Below are 19513 nucleotides of genomic sequence, written 5' to 3'. Positions count from 1 at the left end.
TGTTCACCCTGCACCGAAACCTGCGTGCTACCCTCGCGCCGATGATGCGACGCGCTCTTCCCTGTCTGCTGGTGCTCGGCCTCGCGGCCTGCGCCACACCGCAACCGCCGGCGCCGGCTTCCACGGCGTCCGACACTCCTTCCGCTGCTGCGACGCCCGCCGAGACTTCGGTCGAACGCGTTGCCGACGTGCCGCCCGAGGCGCTGAAGCCGGTCGATTTCCCCACCGCACGCGCGCAGTTCGTGCAGGACACGGCGGCGAAGTACGGTATCGCCCCGGCCGAGATCGAGGCGACGCTGGCCAAGGCGCAGTTCCTGGATAGCGTGGTCGCCGCGATGTCGCGTCCGGCGGAGCGGGTGAAGCCATGGAGCGAGTACCGCGTCGGCTTCCTCACGCAGACACGCATCGACGGTGGTCGCAAATTCATCGCTGCGCACCGTGACGAACTGACCCGCGTCGAGCAGCAGTACGGCGTGCCCGCCGAGATGATCGTCTCGATCATCGGCGTGGAGACCAACTACGGCGGTTTCACCGGCCGCCACAAGGTGCTGGACGCGCTGTACACGCTCGCGTTCCGCTATCCGCGCACCGGCAATCCGGAGCGCGCCGCCTACGAACACCGCCGCGAGCAGTTCTTCCGCGACGAGCTGGCGCAGCTGTTCGCGCTGGGCCGCGAGGAGAAGCTGGACATCGCTTCGCTGACTGGGAGCTACGCCGGTGCGATGGGGCTGGGCCAGTTCATGCCGTCGAGCTATCGCGAGTTCGCGGTGGACGGCAATGGCGACGGCCGCCGCGACCTGTTCACCAGCTATCCCGACATCTTCGCGTCGATCGCCAACTACTTCCGCAAGAAGGGCGGCGAGCGCGGCGGCTGGGTGCCGGGCGGCGCGGTGGTCGCGCGTGCGCAGCTGCAGGACGGTTTCGCCGAGTTCAATCCGGAGACGTGGACGCCGGATTACACGCTCGCTCAGCTGGCCGAGAAGGGATACCGCCCGCTCGATCCGGTCGCGCCCGACGCGACCGCGACGCTGGTGCAGCTCGACGGCGCCGACGGCAAGCAGTACTGGCTGGGCTTCCAGAACTACTACGCGATCACCCGCTACAACAACTCCAAGATGTACGCGATGGCCGTTTACCAGCTGTCGCAGGCCATCGCCGGCCGCGAGATCCCGTCGGCATGAAGTGGCTGGTCCTGCCGCTGCTGGCGGTGGCCCTGGCCGCATGCAGCACGGCACCGAAGAAGTCGCCGTCACCGTCGACCGGCGGCATCACCCGCCCATCGCCGGCGAAGCCTTCGCCCGGCATCGCCGGCAAGGACTGCTCGCGTTACGCACCGGCGCAGGAAGACCTGTCCACGCGCGGCGACTACACCGCCGGCGGTCTCTACAAGCCGGGCGTTTCCGACACCACGCCGGACCACGTGCCCGACCTGGACTGCATCCTGGAGCCCGTCGTCACCGCAGAAGCGCGTTCGCGCGTGGGCAACAAGTCGCCGTACTCGGTGCTGGGCAAGCAGTACCGCGTGCTCGACCGCGTCGACGGTTACGTGGAGCAGGGCACGGCGTCGTACTACGGCAACAAGTTCCATGGCCGCCGCACCTCCAACCAGGAGGTGTACGACATGTACGCCTACAGCGCCGCGCACAAGTCGCTGCCGCTGCCCAGCTTCGCCCGCGTGACCAACCTGGACAACGGGCAGTCGGTGGTGGTGCGGGTGAACGACCGCGGGCCGTTCCACGAAGGCCGCGTGATCGATCTGAGCTATGCGGCCGCCGTCCGCCTGGGCATCACCCAGCGCGGCACCGGGCGCGTGGAAGTGCGAGCGCTGACGCCGGATGGCGGCACGCTCGTCGCCGCGCCCGCCGTCGTACCTTCGTCCTCCGCGATGGACCAGCTGGTCGGGCAGTTGCCCCGGGATGCCGCGCGCTACCACGTGCCGGCGAAGCCAGGTGACGCGCCCAGCGCGGCCGGCTTCGATGCGTGGATGAAGGCCAATGGCGTACGCGTGGCCTCGGGCAAGCCGGGAACGCCGGTGGCGTCGACCGTCGCCGCCAGCGCGGCGGCACCGGCGCCCGCGACCCCCGTTCCCGCGACCGCCTCGCTGCCGCCCGCCGTGCAGCTGCAGGTCGCCAGCTTCTCCAGTCGCGACAATGCCGACCGCGCACTCGCGCGGCTGACCGCTGCCGGCATCGCCGACGCGCGGCTCAGCGACGTGCCTGGCGCTGACCGGCCGCTGTGGCGCCTGCGCGTAGGCGCCGCTGACGTGGCGTCGGCCGAGGCGCTGGCGGGCAGGATCGCGAGCCTGGGCTTCGGGCGCCCGCAGATCGTCCGCGAGTGACGTCGACGTCCATCCGCCGGTTTTTTACGTCTTTCCAACCCATCCCGCGGCCGGTCTCCCTACAATATTCGCCTTGAATCGTCAGGCCCACGGCCTTGCCAGGAGTTTTCCGCCGATGAAGTTCCGTTTCGCCCTCGCCGCGCTCGCGACCACCGCCATGGGCCTGGCGATTGCCCAGACCCCCGCGCCGACCCCGGCGCCTGCCGCACCGGCTGCACCGGCCGTCGAGATCCCGCCGCCGCCCAAACCCACCGCCACGGCGTGGGTGCTGGTCGATTACATCACCGGCCAGGTATTGGCGGGCGAGAACTACAACGAGCGCGTCGAGCCGGCCAGCATCACCAAGGTCATGACCTCGTACGTGCTGGCGGCCGAGCAGAAGAACGGCAAGATCAAGCCCGACGACCAGGTGATGATGAGCGAGCGCGCCTGGCGCGAGGGCGGTGCCGCCACCGACGGCAGCTACAGCGGCTTCGCCGTGAACAAGACGGCGCCGTTGCTGGACATGGAAAAGGGCATGGCCGTGCAGTCGGGCAACGACGCCGCCATCGCACTGGCCGAGCACGCCGCCGGCAGCCAGGAAGCCTTCGCGTCGCTGATGAACAACTATGCCGCGCAGATCGGCATGAAGGGCTCGCACTTCGTCAACGCGCACGGCCTGTCCGCGCCGGAGCACTACTCGACGGCGTACGACCTGGCGCTGCTGGGCCGCGCCTTCATCCGCGACTATCCCGAGCAGTACGCCTACAACAAGATCAAGGAATTCACGGTCGGCTCGATCACCCAGCCGAACCGCAACCTGCTGCTGTGGCGCGACGCCAGCGTCGACGGCATCAAGACCGGCCACCATTCCGGTGCGGGCTACTGCCTGATGAGCTCGGCCAAGCGCGGCGACCAGCGCCTGGTCGCGGTGGTGATGGGGTCGACCTCCGAGAAGCAACGCGCAGAGGACAGCCTGGCGCTGCTCAACTGGGGCTTCCGCTTCTACGAAACCCACCGGCTGTACGAGCCGGGCAAGGCCATCGCCACGCAGCGCGTATGGAAGGGCCAGGCCAAGGAGGTGCAGCTGGGCGTCGCGCAGCCGATGCTGGTCAGCGTGCCGCGCGGACGCTACGACGCGCTGAAGCCGACGATGGACGTGCCGAAGACGCTGGTGGCGCCGATCACCGCCGGCCAGGCCATCGGCACGGTGAAGGTCACGCTGGACGGCAAGGTCGTCGCCCAGTCGCCGCTGGTGGCGATCAACCCGATCGAAGAGGCTGGCTTCTTCAAGCGCCTGTGGGACGCGTTCTGGATGTGGTGGGAGTCGGAGTGATCCGGCGCGTCATCCATTGAAGAAAAGGCCGGCGCATGCCGGCCTTTTCGTTTTTCCGGCGCCTAGAGTCCCGCGGCGATCAGCGTGATAGCGACGATCGCCAGCGGAATCGCCAGCAGGTTCATCCGGCTGAGCCGTTCGCGGAACAGCAGCGTGCCGGCCAGCGTGCCCAGCACCACCACGCCGATGTTCATCGTGGAGAACACCACGGCCGGGTTGTCCGGCAGCGCGCGGTGCGCTTTCACGTAGAAGAGGATGTTGCCGAAGTTGAGCAGGCCGAGCAGCAGGCCGGTGCCGAGCGCAGGCAGCGTGAGCGCCGGGCCGCCACGCCCGCGCCGCACCCGTTGCACCGCCATCATCACGATGAAGGCCGCGACGAACGCGACCTGCAGCGACGCCGCGAACGGCGTGCCGGCGGCCGCGATGTGCTTCAGCAGCACGTCCACGCTGGCGTAGCCCACCAGCACCACCAGTGGCAGGGCCCAGCCGGTCCAGCGGTCTTCGGCCTGCGCCGCCTCGGCGCGCGGGCGCAACACCAGCAGCACGATCGCCAGCAGGCCGAGCGCAAGGCCGGCCAGGCGCTGCGCATCGGCCCGTTCGCCGAACCACAGGAAGGCCGCCAGCAGCGACAGCACCAGCGACATGCGCTGGGCGATGTCGGTGCGCACGATGCCGGCCGCCCGTACCGACGCCGACAGCGCCAGGAAGATGCCGGGCAGCAATAGCGCCAGCGTGGCGAGCGCAGCCCAGGGCGCGTGCGCCGCGGCGAGCGATGCCAGCGGCGGGTCCAGCAGGGCGAAGCACAGCAGCGAGGCGGCGAGGTAGTTCCAGGCGATGCCTTGGGCGGTGTCGATGCCGCGCCGCTGCATGAGCTTCAGCAGCACCGACACGAGCACGCTGCAGACGACGCTGGAGAGCAGGTAGGGCACGGCGGACCTCGCGGACGGGGTCGGCATTATCGCCGCATCCGCGAGCCAGGCCGTTCCGGCATGGCCTTCGACTGTCACTCTTTGCGTATGTAGCCAGCGATGCCCCCTTCTTCGCCTATGATCGGCAGCGGGGCGATACGGCACGTACGCAGGTCGCGCCCCGCCACGCTAGGGTCCGCGGGGTGCGGGCACCATCATTCTCAAGGAGATGCACGAGTGAACAGGGGAACACGAAAGACCGTCATCGCGACGGCATGCCTGCTGATGGCCGCTGCCGCGACGGCGCCCGCGTGGGCGCAGCGCCAGAGCGCGCAGGACCAGCGCAAGCAGCAGACCGCGGAAATCCCGACCTGCAGCAAGCCGCTCGGCACCATCTCGGTGATCGAGCCGGAGGACGGCGTCAACTGGTGGAGCGGCCAGCAGCTGCCGGCCCCGTCGAAGCTGATCAAGGTGTTCGTCAACAAGTCGCGCTGCTTCACGCTGGTCGACCGTGGCGTGGGCATGGGCGCGGCGATGGCCGAGCGCGACCTCGCGGCGAGCGGCGAACTGCGCAACCGTTCCAACATCGGCAAGGGCCAGATCCGCGCCGCCGACTACGTGCTGGTGCCCGACCTGATCTCGCAGAACAGCAATGCCGGCGGCAACGCCATCAGCGGCCTGCTCGGCGGCCTGGTGGGCGGTAACGTGGGTCGCATGGTCGGCGGGCTGGACTTCAAGAAGAAGACCGCCGACGTGGTGCTGACGGTCACCGACGTGCGCTCGTCCGAGCAGGTCGCCATGGCCGAAGGCAGCGCCAAGAAGACCGACATCGGCTGGGGTGCGGGTGGCAGCCTGTTCACCGGCAGCCACTGGGGCGGCGGCGGCGCCAGCGGCTACGCCAACACCGAGATCGGCCAGGTGATCACGCTGGCCTACCTGCAGGCCTATACCAACCTCGTCAGCGAACTGGGTGGCCTGTCCGGCAATGCCTCGGCGTCCAACGCGCAGCAGGCGGTCGAAATGACCAAGCCGGGCCGCCTGTTCGCCAATCCCAAGGGCACCGGCAAGGCCGTGCGCGACCTGGATCCGGGCATGATGCTGTACCCCACCGGCAACAAGGATGGCGTGATGTGGGAAGTCGAGGACGAACTCGGCAACAAGGGCTGGGTGTCGTCCAGCCTGGTGCAGCTGGCGCGCTGAACCGCCGCGCTGCATGAACGAAGGGCCGCGCGAGCGGCCCTTCGTCGTTCCGGGGCCGCGCGGCTTGGCTTTCGCCGCCGGCATCCCAATAATCCGGGCATGGAAATCAAATCCGACAACCCCGAACACGGCTTCCAGTTCCCCGGCACCTTCGAGCTCAGCGCGATGGGCACGGCCGGCACCGGCCTGGAAACCGAACTTCCCCGCCTGCTCGAGTCCGCCGGCGTGTCCGTGGTCCACGAGGACATCACGTGGAAGCACTCGACCAACGGCAAGTACGTCTCCGTGCGTATCCGCTTCAGTGCGGATGATCGTGCGCAGTACGACGCTGCCCACGCCGCGCTGCGCGACCACCCGGAAGTGAAGTGGACGCTCTGACGGCACCCTGCGTCGTCCGCGAACTCGGACGACAGCCTTACGAACCGGTGTGGCGCGCCATGCAGCGCTTCACCGATGCGCGCACCGAGGCGACCACCGACGAACTGTGGCTGGTCGAGCACGATCCGGTGTTCACCCTCGGCCAGGCCGGCAAGCCCGAGCATGTGCTGGCGGCGGGCGACATTCCGGTGATCAACGTCGACCGTGGCGGGCAGGTCACCTACCACGGTCCCGGCCAGATCGTCGCGTACCCGCTGTTCTACCTGAAACGCCTGAAGGTCGGCGTGCGCGAGTACGTCTGCAAGATCGAGCAGGCGATGATCGACACGCTGGCCGACTGGAACATCCACGCCGAACGCAAGGACGGCGCGCCCGGTGTCTACGTGGCCGGCGCCAAGATCGGCGCGCTCGGCATCCGCGTGCGCCGCGGCTACACCTTCCATGGTCTCGCATTCAATATCGCGATGGACCTGGAGCCGTTCCATCGCATCAATCCCTGCGGCTACCAGGGCCTGCAGGTCGTGTCGCTGGCCGACCTCGGTGGCCCGACCGGCATGGAGCAGGTGAAGCCGGTGCTGCTGAAGCACATCGCCGAGCAGTTCGGGCTGGCGCTGCAGCACGAGACCACATTGCCGGACCTGTCGCAGGCGGCGTGATGCTGCCTGTTGTAGGAGCGACGTGAGTCGCGACCGCACGATCGAGTAGCCAGTACGTTGCAGAGTATCCAGAGCGACGCATGCCGGCCCGATGCATCCGGTGATGGGTTGACTGCGGTCCTGATGGTCCGCGGTCGCGACTCACGTCGCTTCTACAACCACCATGGGCGCATGCCACAATCGGTCGCCATGAATGATGCGACCCTGTCCCTGGATACCGAACGCGCTGCGCTGATCGAGCGTGGCCTGGCGCGCCTGCGCGCATCGTCGCCCGACAGCGATTCGTTGCTGACCGACACGCAACATGCCGATCGCGTGTCGCGGGTGATCGCGACCAGCGACCTGGCTCTCGAAACCCTGCGCCGCCAACCCGAACTGCTGGCGGCCTTGCTGGGCGATGACGGCGCAGCGCCGTGGCCGCTGCCTGGCCTGACGGCCGACAACACCGCGCAATGGCCGGAACTGCTGCGCCGCTACCGCACCGCGGAATCGACGCGGCTGGTGTGGCGCGATGTGCATGGCCTGGACACGGTCGACGACACGCTGGCCGGCACCACGCGCCTGGCCGAGGTCTGCCTGCAGACCGCACTGGAAGCGCTGGAAGCGGAATTCGCGCAGCGCCACGGCGTGGTGCGTGCGCCCGATGGCAGCGCACAGCGGCTGGTGGTGTTCGGCCTGGGCAAGCTGGGTGGCGGCGAGCTGAACTTCTCGTCCGATATCGACCTGGTCTACGCCTATCCGCAGGGGGGCGAGTCCGACGGTGCGCGATCGCTTGCCGCCGAAGATTACTTCATGCGGCTGGGCCAGCGGCTGGCGAAGCTGCTGGACGAGCCGACCGTCGACGGCTTCTGTCATCGTGTCGACCTGCGCCTGCGCCCGTTCGGCAATGCGGGCCGGGTGGCGTTGTCGTTCGCCGGCATGGACCAGTATTTCCAGCGCGAAGGTCGCGACTGGGAGCGCTACGCGTGGCTGAAGGCGCGTGCCGTCGCCGGCGACATCGACGCGGGCGAACGCTGGCTGGAATCGCTGCGCCCGTTCGTCTACCGCCGTTACCTGGACTACACCGCGCTCGATGGCCTGCGCGAGATGAAGGCGGCGATCGCCGCCGAAGTCGCGCGCCGCGAACTGGCCGACGACATCAAGCGCGGGCCGGGCGGCATCCGCGAAATCGAATTCCTGGTCCAGGCCTTGCAGTTGATCCGCGGCGGCCGCGAAGCCTCGCTGCGCGAACGCCGCCTGCGCGTGGCGCTGCCGGCGCTGGTCGCGGCGCGGCAGGTGTCGGCGGAGGAGGGCGAGGCGCTGATGCAGGCCTACCGCTTCCTGCGCCGGCTGGAGAACCGCCTGCAGATGCTGCGCGATGCACAGACGCATGCGTTGCCGGAGGATGCGCTGGACCGGCATCGCATCGCGCGCGGCCTCGACTATCCGGACTGGGACGGCCTACGCGCTACGCTGGACGTGCAGCGCGCGCGCGTCTCCGCCGAATTCGCCGAACTGCTGGCACCGCGCCAGCGCGATGCGGCCCCGGGCGCGCTGGCGCTGTACTGGCGCGCGCTGCCCGACGGCGGCGACGCGGAAACGCTGGCGGCGTCGGGATTCGCGGATGCAGGCAGCGCCGACGGTGCCTTGCGCGAATTCGCCCAGTTCAGTGGCGTGCGCGCCTTGTCCGACGGCGCACGTGCGCGCCTTGATCGCGTCGTGCCCGCGTTGCTGGATGCGTGCGCGCGCTCGTCGCAACCGGACGCGGCGCTGCGTCGCGTGCTGTCGCTGCTGCAGGCCATCCTGCGCCGCGCCAGCTATCTCGCGCTGCTGGATGAACAGCCCAGTGCGCTTGGGCGGCTGGTCGACGTGCTGGCACGCAGTGCGCTGCTGTCCGAACGCCTGGCGCAGTATCCGTTGCTGCTCGACGAGTTGCTCGATACCCGCGTGTCCGGTCCCATGCCGGATCGCGACGAACTGCGCACCGAATGCGAGGCCGCGCTGCAGGAAGACGATCCGGAAACCTGCCTGCGCGTATTGAACGAGCGTCGCCTGGCGTTGAGCTTCCGCGTGGCGCTGGCCGCGCTCGATGGACGCCAGTCGGCGCGCGACAGCGTACGCCAGCTGGCATGGCTGGCCGACGAGGTCGTCCGTGTCGTCGTGCAGGTCGCGTCGCGCGATGTCGCCGCGTCGCACGGCGTCGTGGCGGCAGGCCGGTTCGCGGTGATCGGATACGGCAGCCTCGGGGGCGAAGAGCTCGGGTTCGGCTCGGACCTCGACCTGGTGTTCGTGTTCGACGCGCCTGCCGACGCGGAGTCCGACGGTGCGCGTCCGATGGAGGCCGGTCGCTGGTACGCGCGGCTGGCGCAGAAGATCGTCGCGCTGCTCGGCGCGGTGACGGCGGCCGGTCGGCTTTACGACGTCGACGTGCGACTGCGTCCCGACGGCGCGAAAGGCCTGCTGGTGTCGTCGCTGGCCAGCTTCAGCGAGTACCAGCGCGAGCGCGCGTGGACGTGGGAGCACCAGGCGCTGGTGCGCGCCCGTGGCGTGGCCGGCGACGCCACGCTGCTGCAGGCGTTCGAGGACATCCGCACGGCGACGCTGGCGCGGCCGCGCGACGTCGACGGCCTGCGCGGCGAGGTGGTGAAGATGCGTGCGCGCATGCGCGCGGAACTCGACCGCAGCGACGTCGCGCGCTTCGACCTGAAGCAGGGCGCGGGTGGCCTGGTCGATCTGGAATTCCTGATCCAGTACCTCGTCCTGCGCGATGCGTCCGTGCAACCCGCCTTGCTGTCGCCGCGCGACACGCCAGGCCTGGTCGCTGCGCTGGCGACCGAAGGCGCTCTGTCGGCGGAGGAAGCCGCGGCGCTGGATGCGGTGCATGCGACCTTCGTCGCCGAGGGCCTGGCCTGCACGCTGGACCGCCGTCCGCGGCTGGTCATCGAGAACGCAGGGCTGGCGACTGCGCGCGCCGTGGTGATGCGGACGACGACGGCGCATGGACTTGCCTTCGATCCGCGGTAGGAGCGGGCCATGCCTACGATGCGCTTGCCTTGATGTCGAATCAGACGCACCGCGGGCATGGCCCGCTCCTACACAGGATCAGGGGCAGCAGCATCCGAATGTAGCTACGGGAGCGAGAGGCCCAGTCGGGTGCGCACCTCGGCGGCGATGCGCTCGGTCTCGCGCAGTGGCTCGCCATCGAACGGCGTTGCGCCAGCGGCAAGATCCTGGACGCGTCCACGCGCGCGCAGCGCATCGAGGAACTGCCGCGGACGCCCGGCGACGCGACCGGGTTCGAACACCTGCACCGGCACGCGCGTGCCGCAGGCTTCCGACAGCATGTTGACCGACTCCGGCGTGCAGACGAAGCGGTCGGCCCAGGCCAACAGGCCGGCATAGGGGTTCGGGCCGTCGGAGGGTCCGCACCACACCATTGCATGCGGGCGTTGCGCCCAGCGCCGGCGCACGGCATCGATCACCGCGGGCGGCGTGCGTCTCGACGTGGTGACCAGCAGGCTGCCATCGCCGGCCATCTCGTCGAGCAGGAACGCGAGTCGCGCGAACGCCTCGGCGTCGAACCGGTAGTGCGCGCTGTCGCCGCCCAGCAGTACCGCCGTGCGCGGCGAGGGCAGGGTGGCGAAGGAGGGGAAAGCGTCGCGCGCGTCGGCCAGCCAGGGATCGTCGACCGGATTCAGGCTGCCCAGCAGCGTCAGCACGTTCGCGCCGGTCAGTCCGTCGTGCTCCGGTGCGACGACCAGATCCCAGTACGAAGGATCGATGCGCGGATCGAGGATCTGCACCACGCGGCTGCCGCGTCTGCGCAGCAGCCGCGTCGCCAGCGCGGCCTGGCGACCGCAGCCGATCACAACCGCGGGCGCATGCATCCACAAGGCGTGGAAGGCCGTACCGAAAGCGTTCTCCCCCGCGGGTAGCGCGCGGGGCGCGATCCAGCGCCAGGGCGCGCGCGGTTCCAGCTTCACGTCCCAGGCGCGCCCACCGAGTGCACGCGCCAGCGACTGCGCCTGGCGTACGTTGCCGGCGTTGCCATCGGTCAGGGTGCAGAGACCGCGGGAATCGGCCTGGACGGGGCGTGTTTGTTCCACGGGTTAAAACAATCCGTTCCGGGTCGATTGGATATTGCCATGGTCAGGACACTCTACACTGCCTCTGCGCGCCGCCGGCCCTGCCGCTGCCGCGACTCCCTTCCTTGCGACAGGTAACCCATGTCCCACGCTCTCGATGCCGCCTCGCTCGACCAGTTGTTCCGCACCGCCCGCAGCTACAACGCCTTCGGCGGCGAGGTCAGCGACGACACGCTGCGCCAGCTGTACGACCTGCTGAAGTTCGGCCCGACCCAGGCCAACACCACGCCGGCGCGCTTCGTGTTCGTGACGTCCGCCGAGGCCAAGGCCAAGCTGGGTCCGGCGCTGGACGAGGGCAACTACGCCAAGACCATGGCGGCGCCGGTCACCGTGATCATCGGCCGCGACGAGGACTTCCACGAGAAGCTGCCGTTCCTGTTCCCGCATACCGACGCCAAGGCCTGGTTCGACGGCCCGCGCGAGAACCGCGTCAAGCCCGCGCTGCGCAATGCCAGCCTGCAGGCCGCCTACCTGATCGTCGCCGCGCGCGCGCTGGGCCTGGACGCCGGCCCGATGACCGGCTTCGATGCGGACAAGGTCGACGAGGCCTTCTTCGCCGGCACCGCGATCAAGTCCGACATCCTGGTCAACCTGGGCCAGGGCGACCCGGCCAGCATCTTCCCGCGTTCCCCGCGCCTGGGCTTCGACGAAGCCGCACGCATCCTCTGACACCCCGCCACCCGGAGACATCCCCATGCGCAAGACCCTGCTCGTTGCCGCCCTGTTCGCGTTCGCCGGTTCCGCCTTCGCCGCGCCGGTGACCTACAAGCTCGACCCCGGCCACACCAATGTGCTGGCCAGCTGGAACCATTTCGGCTTCTCCAACCCGAGCGCCAACTTCGGCCAGGCCGACGGTACCCTGGTGTACGACGCCGACAAGGTCTCCGCCTCCAGCGTGCAGGTCACGCTGCCGCTGACCGGCCTGAGCGCGCTGGCCGACCAGTTCTACGACCACCTGACCAGCGACAAGTGGTTCGATGCCGCCAAGTACCCGACGGCCACCTTCAAGAGCACCAAGGTCGAGGCCGCGGGCGAAGGCAAGCTGAAGGTCACCGGCGACCTGACCATCAAGGGCATCACCAAGCCGGTGGTGCTGGACGTGACCCTCAACAAGGCCGGCGAGCATCCGATGAAGAAGGTGCCGGCGATCGGCTTCGACGCCACCGCCACCGTCAAGCGCAGCGACTTCGGCGTGGGCGCCTACGCGCCGATGGTGAGCGACGAGGTGACCCTGAAGATCACCACCGAAGCCACCGCCGACGCCAAGAAGTAAGCCACTCGCGATCCGGCGCTCCTCCCCCGCCGGACCTCGCCTGGAAAACACGCCGCCCCGCTTGCGCCGGGCGGCGTTTTTCGTTGTGCGGGCCCGTTCCTTGGGAGCCTGCGGCGCCGGCTGGTAGACTGGCCGCCTCGTTCCACGACCGCCTGCACGCCATGAGCCAGACCGCCACCGCGCCCGCCAACGCCGAGAAGCGCTACACCGTGTCGCGCGCCGACCTGCCGCTGAGCTGCCCGCTGCCGTCGATGGCGCTGTGGAATTCGCACCCGCGCGTGTACCTGGCCATCGAGGACGCGGCAGGCGGTGAAGTGCAGTGCCCGTACTGCGGCTCGCACTTCGTCCTGGCCGACTGACCGCCTGATGCGGTCGCGCCGCATCGCCCCTCGACCATGCGCCGGCTGACCGTCGTCCAGCTGCTGCCGGCGCTGGAATCCGGCGGTGTCGAACGCTCCACCCTCGAGATCGCCGACGCGCTGGTGCGCGCCGGCCATCGCGCCGTGGTCGTCTCCGCCGGTGGCCGGCTGGAACCCGCGCTGCGCGACGCCGGCGCGGAACACGTCACCCTCGACATCGGCCGCAAGTCGCTGCTGACGCTGCGCCATGTCGCTGCGCTGCGGCGCCTGTTCGCCGAGATCCATGCCGACATCGTGCATGCGCGCTCGCGCCTGCCGGCCTGGCTGGGCCTGCGGGCCGTACGCGGCATGCCCGCCGCCGTGCGGCCACGTTTCGTCACCACCATGCACGGGCTCAATTCGCCGGGCCGCTACAGCGCGGTGATGACCTACGGCGAACGCGTGATCTGCGTGTCTGACAGCGTGCGCCGCTACCTGCTGCAGCACTACCCGCGGACGGATTCCGGCAAGCTGGTCGTGATTCCGCGCGGCATCGACCGGGCGCAGTTCCCCCGCGCCGCGCATCCCGATCCCGACGCGCGCGCCTGGGCGACAACGCAGCATCCGGCGCTGTCGGGCGATGGACCACTGCTGCTGTTGCCGGGACGCGGTACGCGCTTGAAAGGACACCGTGAGGCGATCGTGTTGCTGGGTCGCCTGCGGGCAGCGGGTCTCGATGCCAGGCTATGGATGCCCGGCACCCGCGAGGCGGGCCGCGAGCAGTACGTGGCCGAACTGGACGCGGAAGCACACTCCGCCGGCGTTGCCGATGCGCTGGCGATGACGCCCCCGACGACGGAGATCGCACGCGCGTACGCCGCCAGCGATCTCGTGCTGCAGCTGTCGCGCAAGCCGGAAGCATTCGGCCGCACGGTGATCGAAGCGCTGTCGGTAGGGCGGCCCGTGATTGGCTGGGCGCATGGCGGCGTCGGCGACCTGCTGGTGCAACTGCAGCCGCAAGGCGCGGTGCCGGCCTTCGACGAGGACCGCCTGTTCGACACCGCGATGGCGATGCTCGCCCATCCGCCACCGCCATTGGCTACGATGGACGCCTATACCCTGCGCGCGATGCAGGACGCCACGCTCGCCCTCTACCACGACCTCGCCGATGACCGCCGACCCGCCATCGATCCCTGACCTGTCCGCGCCGCGTGCTCCGCACGGCTGGCGCTGGGCGCCCGCATGGGTGCTGACGTTCGTCGCGTTGTGGCCGGCCCCAGGATATGCGGAAGGTGTGATGGTGCTGGGAGCGCTCGCGGCCATCGTCCGCCTGCTGCTCGATCGTTTCCGTGGTGGTGCGCGTCTGCTGAGTGGTGGCGCATGGGCGCTGACCAGCGCGTTGTTCGCCGCCTACTGGTTGCCGCAGGCCGTTTCAGCCGTGGATGCCGTCGATGCTCCGCGCGCGCTGCGTGAAGCCGCGGTGGACCTCCGCTACCTGCCGTTCCTGTGGCTGGTGGCGGCGTCCGTCGCCAACACGGAAGCGCGCCGCACCACGTTCACCGGCCTGGCGATCATCGTGGCGGTCTGGACGCTCGATGCGCTGGCGCAGGCCATCTTCGGCACCAGTCCGCTGTTCTGGGGCTTGGACCAGCTGAAGCAGCTGATCAGCGGACGACCGATGTGCACGGTGGAGCAGATGGCCGGGATCGACCGGCTCAGCGGCTTCCTCGGGCCGTGCAACCGCAAGCTGGGCGTGGTGATGGCCAGCGTGTCGCCATTCCTGTTGTTCGCCGCCGCGCGACGCCTGCGGATCACCGGCTGGTTGCTGGCGTCGACCGCCATCGGCGTCGTCGTGCTGCTGGCGGGTGCACGCGCCGCGTGGATCACCTATGCGCTGGTGCTGGTGTGCTCCGGCTGGAAGCTGCTCGGCTGGAAGCGGCTGCTGGGCGTGTTCGCGTTCGGCGCCGTGTTGCTGGCGGCGCTGACGGTCGTATCGCCGCAGGTGCAGGAGAGGATCAGGCTCACCACGCATGCGCTCACCGCCGATGACTCGGGCGTGGACACCGCATTGTCCGGCCGTGGGCAGATCTGGTCGGCAGCGGGCTGCATGATCGCCGACCATCCGGTCAATGGCGTCGGCGCGCGCGGTTTTCGTGAAGCCTTCTCCTCGTGCGATCCAGCGGCCACGGAGGGACGGCCTGCCTGGGGCCAGGGGCCGGCCTTCCATGCTCACCAGATCGTGCTCGAGATCCTGAGCGAAACCGGCATCATCGGCCTGCTGCTGTGGCTGGCCGGCGCGGCGCTGGCGATACGTGCATGGCGCTACGCCACGCCGCAGGCGAAGGAGCGCGCCCGCCCGGCGATGCTGGCGCTGGCGGTGACGGTCTTCCCGTTCAACACGCATCTGGCGTTCTATTCCACCTTCTGGGGCGGACTCACGCTGATGCTGGCGGCCCTGTACGCAGGCAGCCTGCTGGCGCGCGATGACGAGTGAGCGCGCGTTCGGCGTGCGCTGCTGGTTCGTAGCGCCCGCCAACCTGCTGGCCTCCGGCATCGCGCGCCTGCCGCAATCCTGGCTGCTGGCGACAGGGACGCTGGCGACCGCGCTGCTGTGGCCGCTGCTCGCCAAGCGCAGGCGCCACGCGGCGACCAATCTGGCGCTGTGTTTTCCCGAACTGGACGATCACGCCCGCGCGCGCCTGCTGCGCGACACGGTGCGCGCAACGGTGACCGGCGCGTTCGAGCTGATCCGCGGCTGGTATGCGCCCGCGCATGTCCTGCGCGGGATGGCCGATGTGCACGGGCTCGAGCACGTGCGTGCCGCGCAGGCCCAGGGGCGCGGCATCCTGCTGTTCGGCGGGCATATCCCACATTCCGAGCTGTGCGCGCGCCTGCTGGGCGACGCCCTGGGCGAACGCGTGGCCATCGTCGCGCGGCGCAACAACGATCCCTGCATCGAGCATCTGATGGATGGCGCACGGCGCCGGGTATTCGCCGACGTCATCGGCAAGAAGGACGTGCGCGGCCTGCTGCGCACGCTGTCGCGCGGCGGCATCGTCGCCTATTCGGCCGACCAGGATTTCAACTACCAGAACGCCTTCGTGCCGTTCTTCGGCGTACCGGCGGCCACGCTCACCGCCACGCCCGACCTCGCGCGCCGCGGCAACGCGGTGGTGCTGCCGTTCTGGTTCCACCGCGACGCTGATGGGCGTTACCGGTTGCGCGTGGAGCCCACCTGGAGCGGATGGCCGAGTGGCGATGCGGTGCAGGACGCGGCGCGCTACATGGCCGAGCTGGAGGCCGTCGTCCGCCAGCATCCCGAGCAATACCTGTGGGTGCATCGCCGGTTCAAGACGCGGCCGCCAGGCGAACCGGATCTCTACCGGTAGAGTTCGCCGCGCCCCTCGGGCTGGCGCTTGAAGCGCCGGTGGATCCACAGGTACTGCGTGGGTGCGTTCCGCACCATCGTCTCGATCGCGGCGATCACGCGCGCGGTGTCGGCGGTGGCATCGGACGAGGGGAAGTCCTCGAACGCAGGCGACAGCGTCAGCGTATAGCCGCCATCGTCGCGACGCACGTGCGAGAACGCGATCACCGCCACGCCCGAGAGTCGCGCCAACTGGTGCGTCGAGGTCAGGCTGTAGGCGGGATGGCCGAAGAACGGCACGAACACGCTGTCGCCGCGGCGCGTGTCCTGGTCGGGTGCGAACCACAGCAGGCCGCCCTGCTTGAGGTGCTTGAGCGCCGGGCGCAGCTCCTCGCGCGTGAACATCGCCGTGGCGTAACGCAGCCGGCCGCGCTTCACCGCCCACTCCATCGCCCCCTGGTTGTGCGGGCGGTACATGCCGGCCAGCGGGGCGTAGTCGCACATCAGGCGTGCCGAAATCTCCAGCGTGGTGAAGTGGCCCGATACCACGATCACCCCGCGGCCACCGGCGCGCGCCGCGGCGAGGTGTTCCAGGCCTTCCACCTGCAGGCCCTTCCGCATCGGTTCGACGCTGCCCCACCAGGCGCGTGCGAATTCGAACAGGCCGATGCCGAGCTCGCCGAAGCTGGCGCGTGCCAGCGCCTCCTGGCGTTGCGCATCCAGTTCCGGGAAGCACAGGGCGATGTTGCGCCGGGCGATGTGCCGGCGATCGCGCAGCACGCGGTAGAGCAGCGCGCCGACGGCGCGGCCAAGCGGGCGCTGCAGGGCCCACGGTATGCGGGCAGCCAGCCAGGCCAGTCCGATGCCCAGCCAGGACGGCCACTGCCGGGGTCCCATCGGGGGACGCTCGCCGGCGTCGGAGGGTCGCTTCTCGGATTCGGCCATGGCCCATTGTAGCGGCGGCCCCGGGTATCCTTGTCGTCAATGTCGAACCGTACCGCCGAACGCCTGTTGCGCGCCCTCTATTCGGTGGTGCTGTACGTGCTGACGCCGATCACCGTCTACCACCTGATCTGGCGCGGCTTCCGCTATCCGGACTACTTCCAGCGCTGGAACGAGCGCTACGGCAGCTATGGCATGCCGGGCGGCCCCGTCGATGTGTGGCTGCACGCGGTGTCGGTCGGCGAAGTGAACGCGGCCGCGCCGGTGGTCGACGCGCTGCTGAAGCGGCACCGCGGCCTGCGCCTGCTCATCACCACCATTACCCCTACGGGTTCGCAGCGCGTGCAGGCGCTGTGGGGCGAACGCGTGCTGCACGTGTACTCGCCGTACGACCTGCCCGGCGCCGTATCGCGCTTCCTGAAGCATTTCCCGCCGCGCCTGGCGTTGATCATGGAAACCGAACTCTGGCCCAGCCTGCTGTTCGGTTGCCACGACCGCCGCGTGCCCGTGTACATCCTCAATGCGCGCCTGTCCGCGCGCTCGCTGCGCGGCTACAGCGTGCTGCGGCCACTGATCGCACGCACGCTGCGCACGGTGCGCAAGGTGGCGGCGCAGTCCGGAAGCGATGCGGAACGCTTCGTCCAGCTCGGCGCAGCGCCGGAGCAGGTACGTGATGTCGGCAACCTGAAGTTCGACATCCCGGTGCCGGGCAACGTCGCCGACGTCGTCGCCGGTTTCCGCCAGCACCTCGCCACCGGACGCCGCGTCTGGATCGCCGCCAGCACGCACGAGGACGAGGAGGCGCCCGTGCTCGCGACGCACGCGCGCCTGCGTGAGCGCTGGCCGGACCTGCTGCTGCTGTGGGCGCCGCGGCACCCGGAGCGTTTTCCGCGCGTGGCCGAGGCCGCGCGCGAGGCAGGATGGAACGTCGGCACGCGTCGCGGCGATCACTGGCCCTCCACGGCCAACGATGTCTTCGTTCTCGACACGCTGGGCGAGCTGATGGCGTTCTATGCCTGCGCGGATGTCGCCTTCGTCGGCGGCAGTCTGCAGGCCATCGGCGGGCACAACATGCTGGAGCCGGCGGCCGTCGGCACGCCGGCGGTCACCGGTCCGCACCTGCACAACTTCAGCGAGATCTCCCGCCGACTCAAGGAAGCCGAGGCGCTGGTGATCGCGCCGGATGCGCAGGGTGTTGGCGATGCCATCGAGGCCCTGCTCGCCGACGATGCGCGCCGCCGCGAGATGGCCGACCGCGGCCGCGCGCTGGTCGAACACGGGCGCGGCGCACTGGCGCGCACGCTGGCGATGATCGCGCCGCACCTGCCGGCACCGGTGGCATGAGCGCCGCGGGCCCGCAGGCGCTGGCCGGCGTGCGCGTGCTCGATCTGACCCGCGTGCTCGCCGGACCCTGGTGCACGCAGATGCTGGCGGACCTGGGCGCCGATGTCGTCAAGGTCGAGCGTCCCGGCAGCGGCGACGACACCCGCGGCTGGGGGCCGCCGTTCCTGCGCGATGCCGACGGCAACGACACGGCGGAATCGGCTTATTACCTGTGTGCTAACCGCAACAAGCGATCGCTGACGGTCGACATCGCCACCGAAGAGGGACAGGCCATCATCCGCCGGCTCGCGCTGCACAGCGACGTGCTGGTGGAGAACTTCAAGGTCGGCGACATGGCGCGCCATGGCCTGGATGCTGCGACGCTGCGCGCTGCCAATCCGCGGCTCGTGTACTGCTCGATCTCCGGTTTCGGCCAGGACGGCCCTTACGCGCAGCGTGCCGGCTACGACTTCGCCGTGCAGGGCCTCGGTGGCCTGATGAGCGTCACCGGCAATGCCGACGGCGAGCCGCAGAAGGTGGGCGTGGCCGTCGCGGACCTGTTCACCGGCATGTACGCGACGGTGGCGATCCTCGCGGCGTTGCGTCACCGCGATGCGACCGGCGACGGGCAGGTGATCGACCTTGCCCTGCTCGATACGCAGGTCGCGATGCTCGCGAACCTGGGCAGTCACTACCTGGTCGGCGGCGAGGTGCCGCCGCGACAGGGCAACGCGCACGCCAACATCGTGCCGTACCAGGTCTTCCCCGTCGCCGACGGCCACCTCGTCGTGGCGGTCGGCAACGACCGGCAGTTCGCACGGCTGTGCGGGCTGCTGGATCTCGCGGTACTGGCCGACGATTCCCGCTACGCGACCAATCCCGCGCGCGTGCGTCATCGCGAGACGTTGGTCCCGCTGTTGCAGGATGCATTCCGCACAAAAGAACGACGCGCCTGGCTGGCATCGCTGGAAGCGGCCGGCATTCCCTGCGGACCGGTCAACGACATCGCCGACGTGTTCGCCGATCCGCAGGTGCGGGCGCGCGGCATGGTCGGGCACGTCGAGCATCCGCACGCCGGCATGGTGCCGCTGGTGGCGAGTCCCCTGAAGCTGTCGGCGACACCGGTCGATCTGCGGCACGCGCCGCCGCTGCTCGGCCAGCATACCGACGAGGTGTTGCGCGAGGCCGGCTACGACGACGAGGAGATCGCCGCGCTGCGTACGCGTGGCGCGATCTGAACTGCAAGTGTAGGAGCGACGTCAGTCGCGACCGCGAGTCTTCCGCCTGCTTCGACGTATCCGGGCCATCGAAGCGTGCGGTCGCGACTGACGTCGCTCCTAAAGGAAATCCC

18 protein-coding genes are annotated in these 19513 nt (G+C 69.6%); 15 read left to right on the top strand and 3 right to left on the bottom strand.

Going from position 1 to position 19513, the window contains the following annotated elements; all coding sequences use genetic code 11:
- The first annotated feature begins 41 nt into the window (after positions 1-41).
- From mltB to AC04MD_RS12110, 3 genes are all read left to right on the top strand, one after another.
- Entirely contained in the window at positions 42-1181 is a 1140-nt protein-coding gene (mltB, locus tag AC04MD_RS12120; RefSeq protein ID WP_475497701.1) for a lytic murein transglycosylase B, read from the top strand.
- Entirely contained in the window at positions 1178-2338 is a 1161-nt protein-coding gene (locus AC04MD_RS12115) for a septal ring lytic transglycosylase RlpA family protein (protein ID WP_475497511.1), read from the top strand. The genes mltB and AC04MD_RS12115 overlap by 4 nt, the downstream gene beginning before the upstream one ends.
- Positions 2339-2453: 115 nt before the next feature.
- Positions 2454-3653, top strand: a complete 1200-nt coding sequence (locus AC04MD_RS12110) for a D-alanyl-D-alanine carboxypeptidase family protein (RefSeq protein ID WP_475497510.1) — start codon at positions 2454-2456, stop codon at positions 3651-3653.
- Between the two features lie 62 nt (positions 3654-3715).
- Here AC04MD_RS12110 and AC04MD_RS12105 read toward each other — a convergent pair whose 3' ends face one another.
- Positions 3716-4609: an EamA family transporter gene (locus AC04MD_RS12105; protein ID WP_475497509.1), complete on the bottom strand. Its 894-nt coding sequence runs from the start codon at positions 4607-4609 to the stop codon at positions 3716-3718.
- A gap of 237 nt (positions 4610-4846) precedes the next feature.
- On the opposite strand from AC04MD_RS12105, the gene AC04MD_RS12100 reads away from it, so the two are divergent.
- The 4 genes from AC04MD_RS12100 to glnE all read left to right on the top strand — a co-directional run bounded on the left by AC04MD_RS12100 (position 4847) and on the right by glnE (position 9798).
- Entirely contained in the window at positions 4847-5761 is a 915-nt protein-coding gene (locus AC04MD_RS12100) for a CsgG/HfaB family protein (RefSeq protein WP_475497700.1), read from the top strand.
- Positions 5762-5860: 99 nt separating this feature from the next.
- A complete protein-coding gene (locus AC04MD_RS12095; RefSeq protein WP_475497508.1) occupies positions 5861-6139 on the top strand; it encodes a DUF493 family protein in 279 nt (92 codons plus the stop codon).
- Positions 6127-6795 carry a lipoyl(octanoyl) transferase LipB gene (gene lipB, locus AC04MD_RS12090; RefSeq protein WP_475497507.1) on the top strand — a complete coding sequence of 223 codons (669 nt, stop codon included), beginning with the start codon at positions 6127-6129 and terminating at the stop codon, positions 6793-6795. Before AC04MD_RS12095 ends, lipB begins: the two co-directional genes overlap by 13 nt.
- A gap of 189 nt (positions 6796-6984) precedes the next feature.
- Positions 6985-9798: a bifunctional [glutamate--ammonia ligase]-adenylyl-L-tyrosine phosphorylase/[glutamate--ammonia-ligase] adenylyltransferase gene (gene glnE / locus AC04MD_RS12085; protein ID WP_475497506.1), complete on the top strand. Its 2814-nt coding sequence runs from the start codon at positions 6985-6987 to the stop codon at positions 9796-9798.
- A gap of 104 nt (positions 9799-9902) precedes the next feature.
- Here the strand turns inward: glnE and AC04MD_RS12080 are convergent, their stop codons facing one another.
- Positions 9903-10880, bottom strand: coding sequence for a mitochondrial fission ELM1 family protein (locus AC04MD_RS12080; RefSeq protein ID WP_475497505.1), 978 nt, complete (start codon positions 10878-10880; stop codon positions 9903-9905).
- A gap of 120 nt (positions 10881-11000) precedes the next feature.
- On the opposite strand from AC04MD_RS12080, the gene AC04MD_RS12075 reads away from it, so the two are divergent.
- From AC04MD_RS12075 to AC04MD_RS12050, 6 genes are all read left to right on the top strand, one after another.
- Positions 11001-11588: a malonic semialdehyde reductase gene (locus AC04MD_RS12075; protein ID WP_475497504.1), complete on the top strand. Its 588-nt coding sequence runs from the start codon at positions 11001-11003 to the stop codon at positions 11586-11588.
- A gap of 25 nt (positions 11589-11613) precedes the next feature.
- On the top strand, positions 11614-12192 hold the full coding sequence (locus AC04MD_RS12070; protein ID WP_475497503.1) for a YceI family protein: 579 nt from the start codon (positions 11614-11616) through the stop codon (positions 12190-12192).
- A 161-nt stretch (positions 12193-12353) separates the two neighbouring features.
- On the top strand, positions 12354-12551 hold the full coding sequence (locus tag AC04MD_RS12065; RefSeq protein ID WP_062357310.1) for a zinc-finger domain-containing protein: 198 nt from the start codon (positions 12354-12356) through the stop codon (positions 12549-12551).
- 36 nt (positions 12552-12587) lie between these two features.
- Positions 12588-13727 (top strand): glycosyltransferase, encoded by a 1140-nt coding sequence (locus AC04MD_RS12060; protein WP_475497502.1) that lies wholly within the window; start codon positions 12588-12590, stop codon positions 13725-13727.
- Positions 13699-15024 carry an O-antigen ligase family protein gene (locus AC04MD_RS12055; RefSeq protein ID WP_475497501.1) on the top strand — a complete coding sequence of 442 codons (1326 nt, stop codon included), beginning with the start codon at positions 13699-13701 and terminating at the stop codon, positions 15022-15024. Before AC04MD_RS12060 ends, AC04MD_RS12055 begins: the two co-directional genes overlap by 29 nt.
- The gene (locus AC04MD_RS12050) at positions 15014-15919 is read left to right on the top strand and encodes a lysophospholipid acyltransferase family protein (RefSeq protein WP_475497500.1); all 906 of its coding nucleotides are present in this window, start codon (positions 15014-15016) and stop codon (positions 15917-15919) included. The genes AC04MD_RS12055 and AC04MD_RS12050 overlap by 11 nt, the downstream gene beginning before the upstream one ends.
- Here AC04MD_RS12050 and lpxL read toward each other — a convergent pair.
- Positions 15910-16842, bottom strand: coding sequence for an LpxL/LpxP family Kdo(2)-lipid IV(A) lauroyl/palmitoleoyl acyltransferase (gene lpxL / locus AC04MD_RS12045; protein WP_475497499.1), 933 nt, complete (start codon positions 16840-16842; stop codon positions 15910-15912). The genes AC04MD_RS12050 and lpxL overlap by 10 nt on opposite strands.
- Before the next feature lie 39 nt (positions 16843-16881).
- Between lpxL and waaA the strand changes: the two genes are divergently transcribed.
- Positions 16882-18183: a lipid IV(A) 3-deoxy-D-manno-octulosonic acid transferase gene (gene waaA / locus AC04MD_RS12040; protein WP_475497498.1), complete on the top strand. Its 1302-nt coding sequence runs from the start codon at positions 16882-16884 to the stop codon at positions 18181-18183.
- A complete protein-coding gene (locus AC04MD_RS12035) occupies positions 18180-19400 on the top strand; it encodes a CaiB/BaiF CoA transferase family protein (protein ID WP_475497497.1) in 1221 nt (406 codons plus the stop codon). Before waaA ends, AC04MD_RS12035 begins: the two co-directional genes overlap by 4 nt.
- Positions 19401-19513 lie beyond the last annotated feature (113 nt).

It is taken from the genome of Pseudoxanthomonas sp. LjRoot206 (assembly GCF_056175725.1).
The sequence above is the reverse complement of the archived record's forward strand: the minus strand, read 5'-3'. Positions and strand labels throughout refer to the sequence as shown.

Bases quoted from the DNA above. Each gene is read 5' to 3' on its own strand.
- AC04MD_RS12070 (WP_475497503.1), top strand. From the start codon at position 11,614: ATGCGCAAGACCCTGCTCGTTGCCGCCCTGTTCGCGTTCGCCGGTTCC.
- lpxL (WP_475497499.1), bottom strand. From the start codon at position 16,842: ATGGCCGAATCCGAGAAGCGACCCTCCGACGCCGGCGAGCGTCCCCCG.
- AC04MD_RS12100 (WP_475497700.1), top strand. From the start codon at position 4,847: ATGGCCGCTGCCGCGACGGCGCCCGCGTGGGCGCAGCGCCAGAGCGCG.
- AC04MD_RS12035 (WP_475497497.1), top strand. From the start codon at position 18,180: ATGAGCGCCGCGGGCCCGCAGGCGCTGGCCGGCGTGCGCGTGCTCGAT.
- mltB (WP_475497701.1), top strand. From the start codon at position 42: ATGATGCGACGCGCTCTTCCCTGTCTGCTGGTGCTCGGCCTCGCGGCC.
- waaA (WP_475497498.1), top strand. From the start codon at position 16,882: ATGTCGAACCGTACCGCCGAACGCCTGTTGCGCGCCCTCTATTCGGTG.
- AC04MD_RS12065 (WP_062357310.1), top strand. From the start codon at position 12,354: ATGAGCCAGACCGCCACCGCGCCCGCCAACGCCGAGAAGCGCTACACC.
- AC04MD_RS12095 (WP_475497508.1), top strand. From the start codon at position 5,861: ATGGAAATCAAATCCGACAACCCCGAACACGGCTTCCAGTTCCCCGGC.
- AC04MD_RS12050 (WP_475497500.1), top strand. From the start codon at position 15,014: ATGACGAGTGAGCGCGCGTTCGGCGTGCGCTGCTGGTTCGTAGCGCCC.
- glnE (WP_475497506.1), top strand. From the start codon at position 6,985: ATGAATGATGCGACCCTGTCCCTGGATACCGAACGCGCTGCGCTGATC.
- AC04MD_RS12060 (WP_475497502.1), top strand. From the start codon at position 12,588: ATGCGCCGGCTGACCGTCGTCCAGCTGCTGCCGGCGCTGGAATCCGGC.
- AC04MD_RS12105 (WP_475497509.1), bottom strand. From the start codon at position 4,609: ATGCCGACCCCGTCCGCGAGGTCCGCCGTGCCCTACCTGCTCTCCAGC.
- AC04MD_RS12115 (WP_475497511.1), top strand. From the start codon at position 1,178: ATGAAGTGGCTGGTCCTGCCGCTGCTGGCGGTGGCCCTGGCCGCATGC.
- AC04MD_RS12110 (WP_475497510.1), top strand. From the start codon at position 2,454: ATGAAGTTCCGTTTCGCCCTCGCCGCGCTCGCGACCACCGCCATGGGC.
- AC04MD_RS12075 (WP_475497504.1), top strand. From the start codon at position 11,001: ATGTCCCACGCTCTCGATGCCGCCTCGCTCGACCAGTTGTTCCGCACC.
- AC04MD_RS12055 (WP_475497501.1), top strand. From the start codon at position 13,699: ATGACCGCCGACCCGCCATCGATCCCTGACCTGTCCGCGCCGCGTGCT.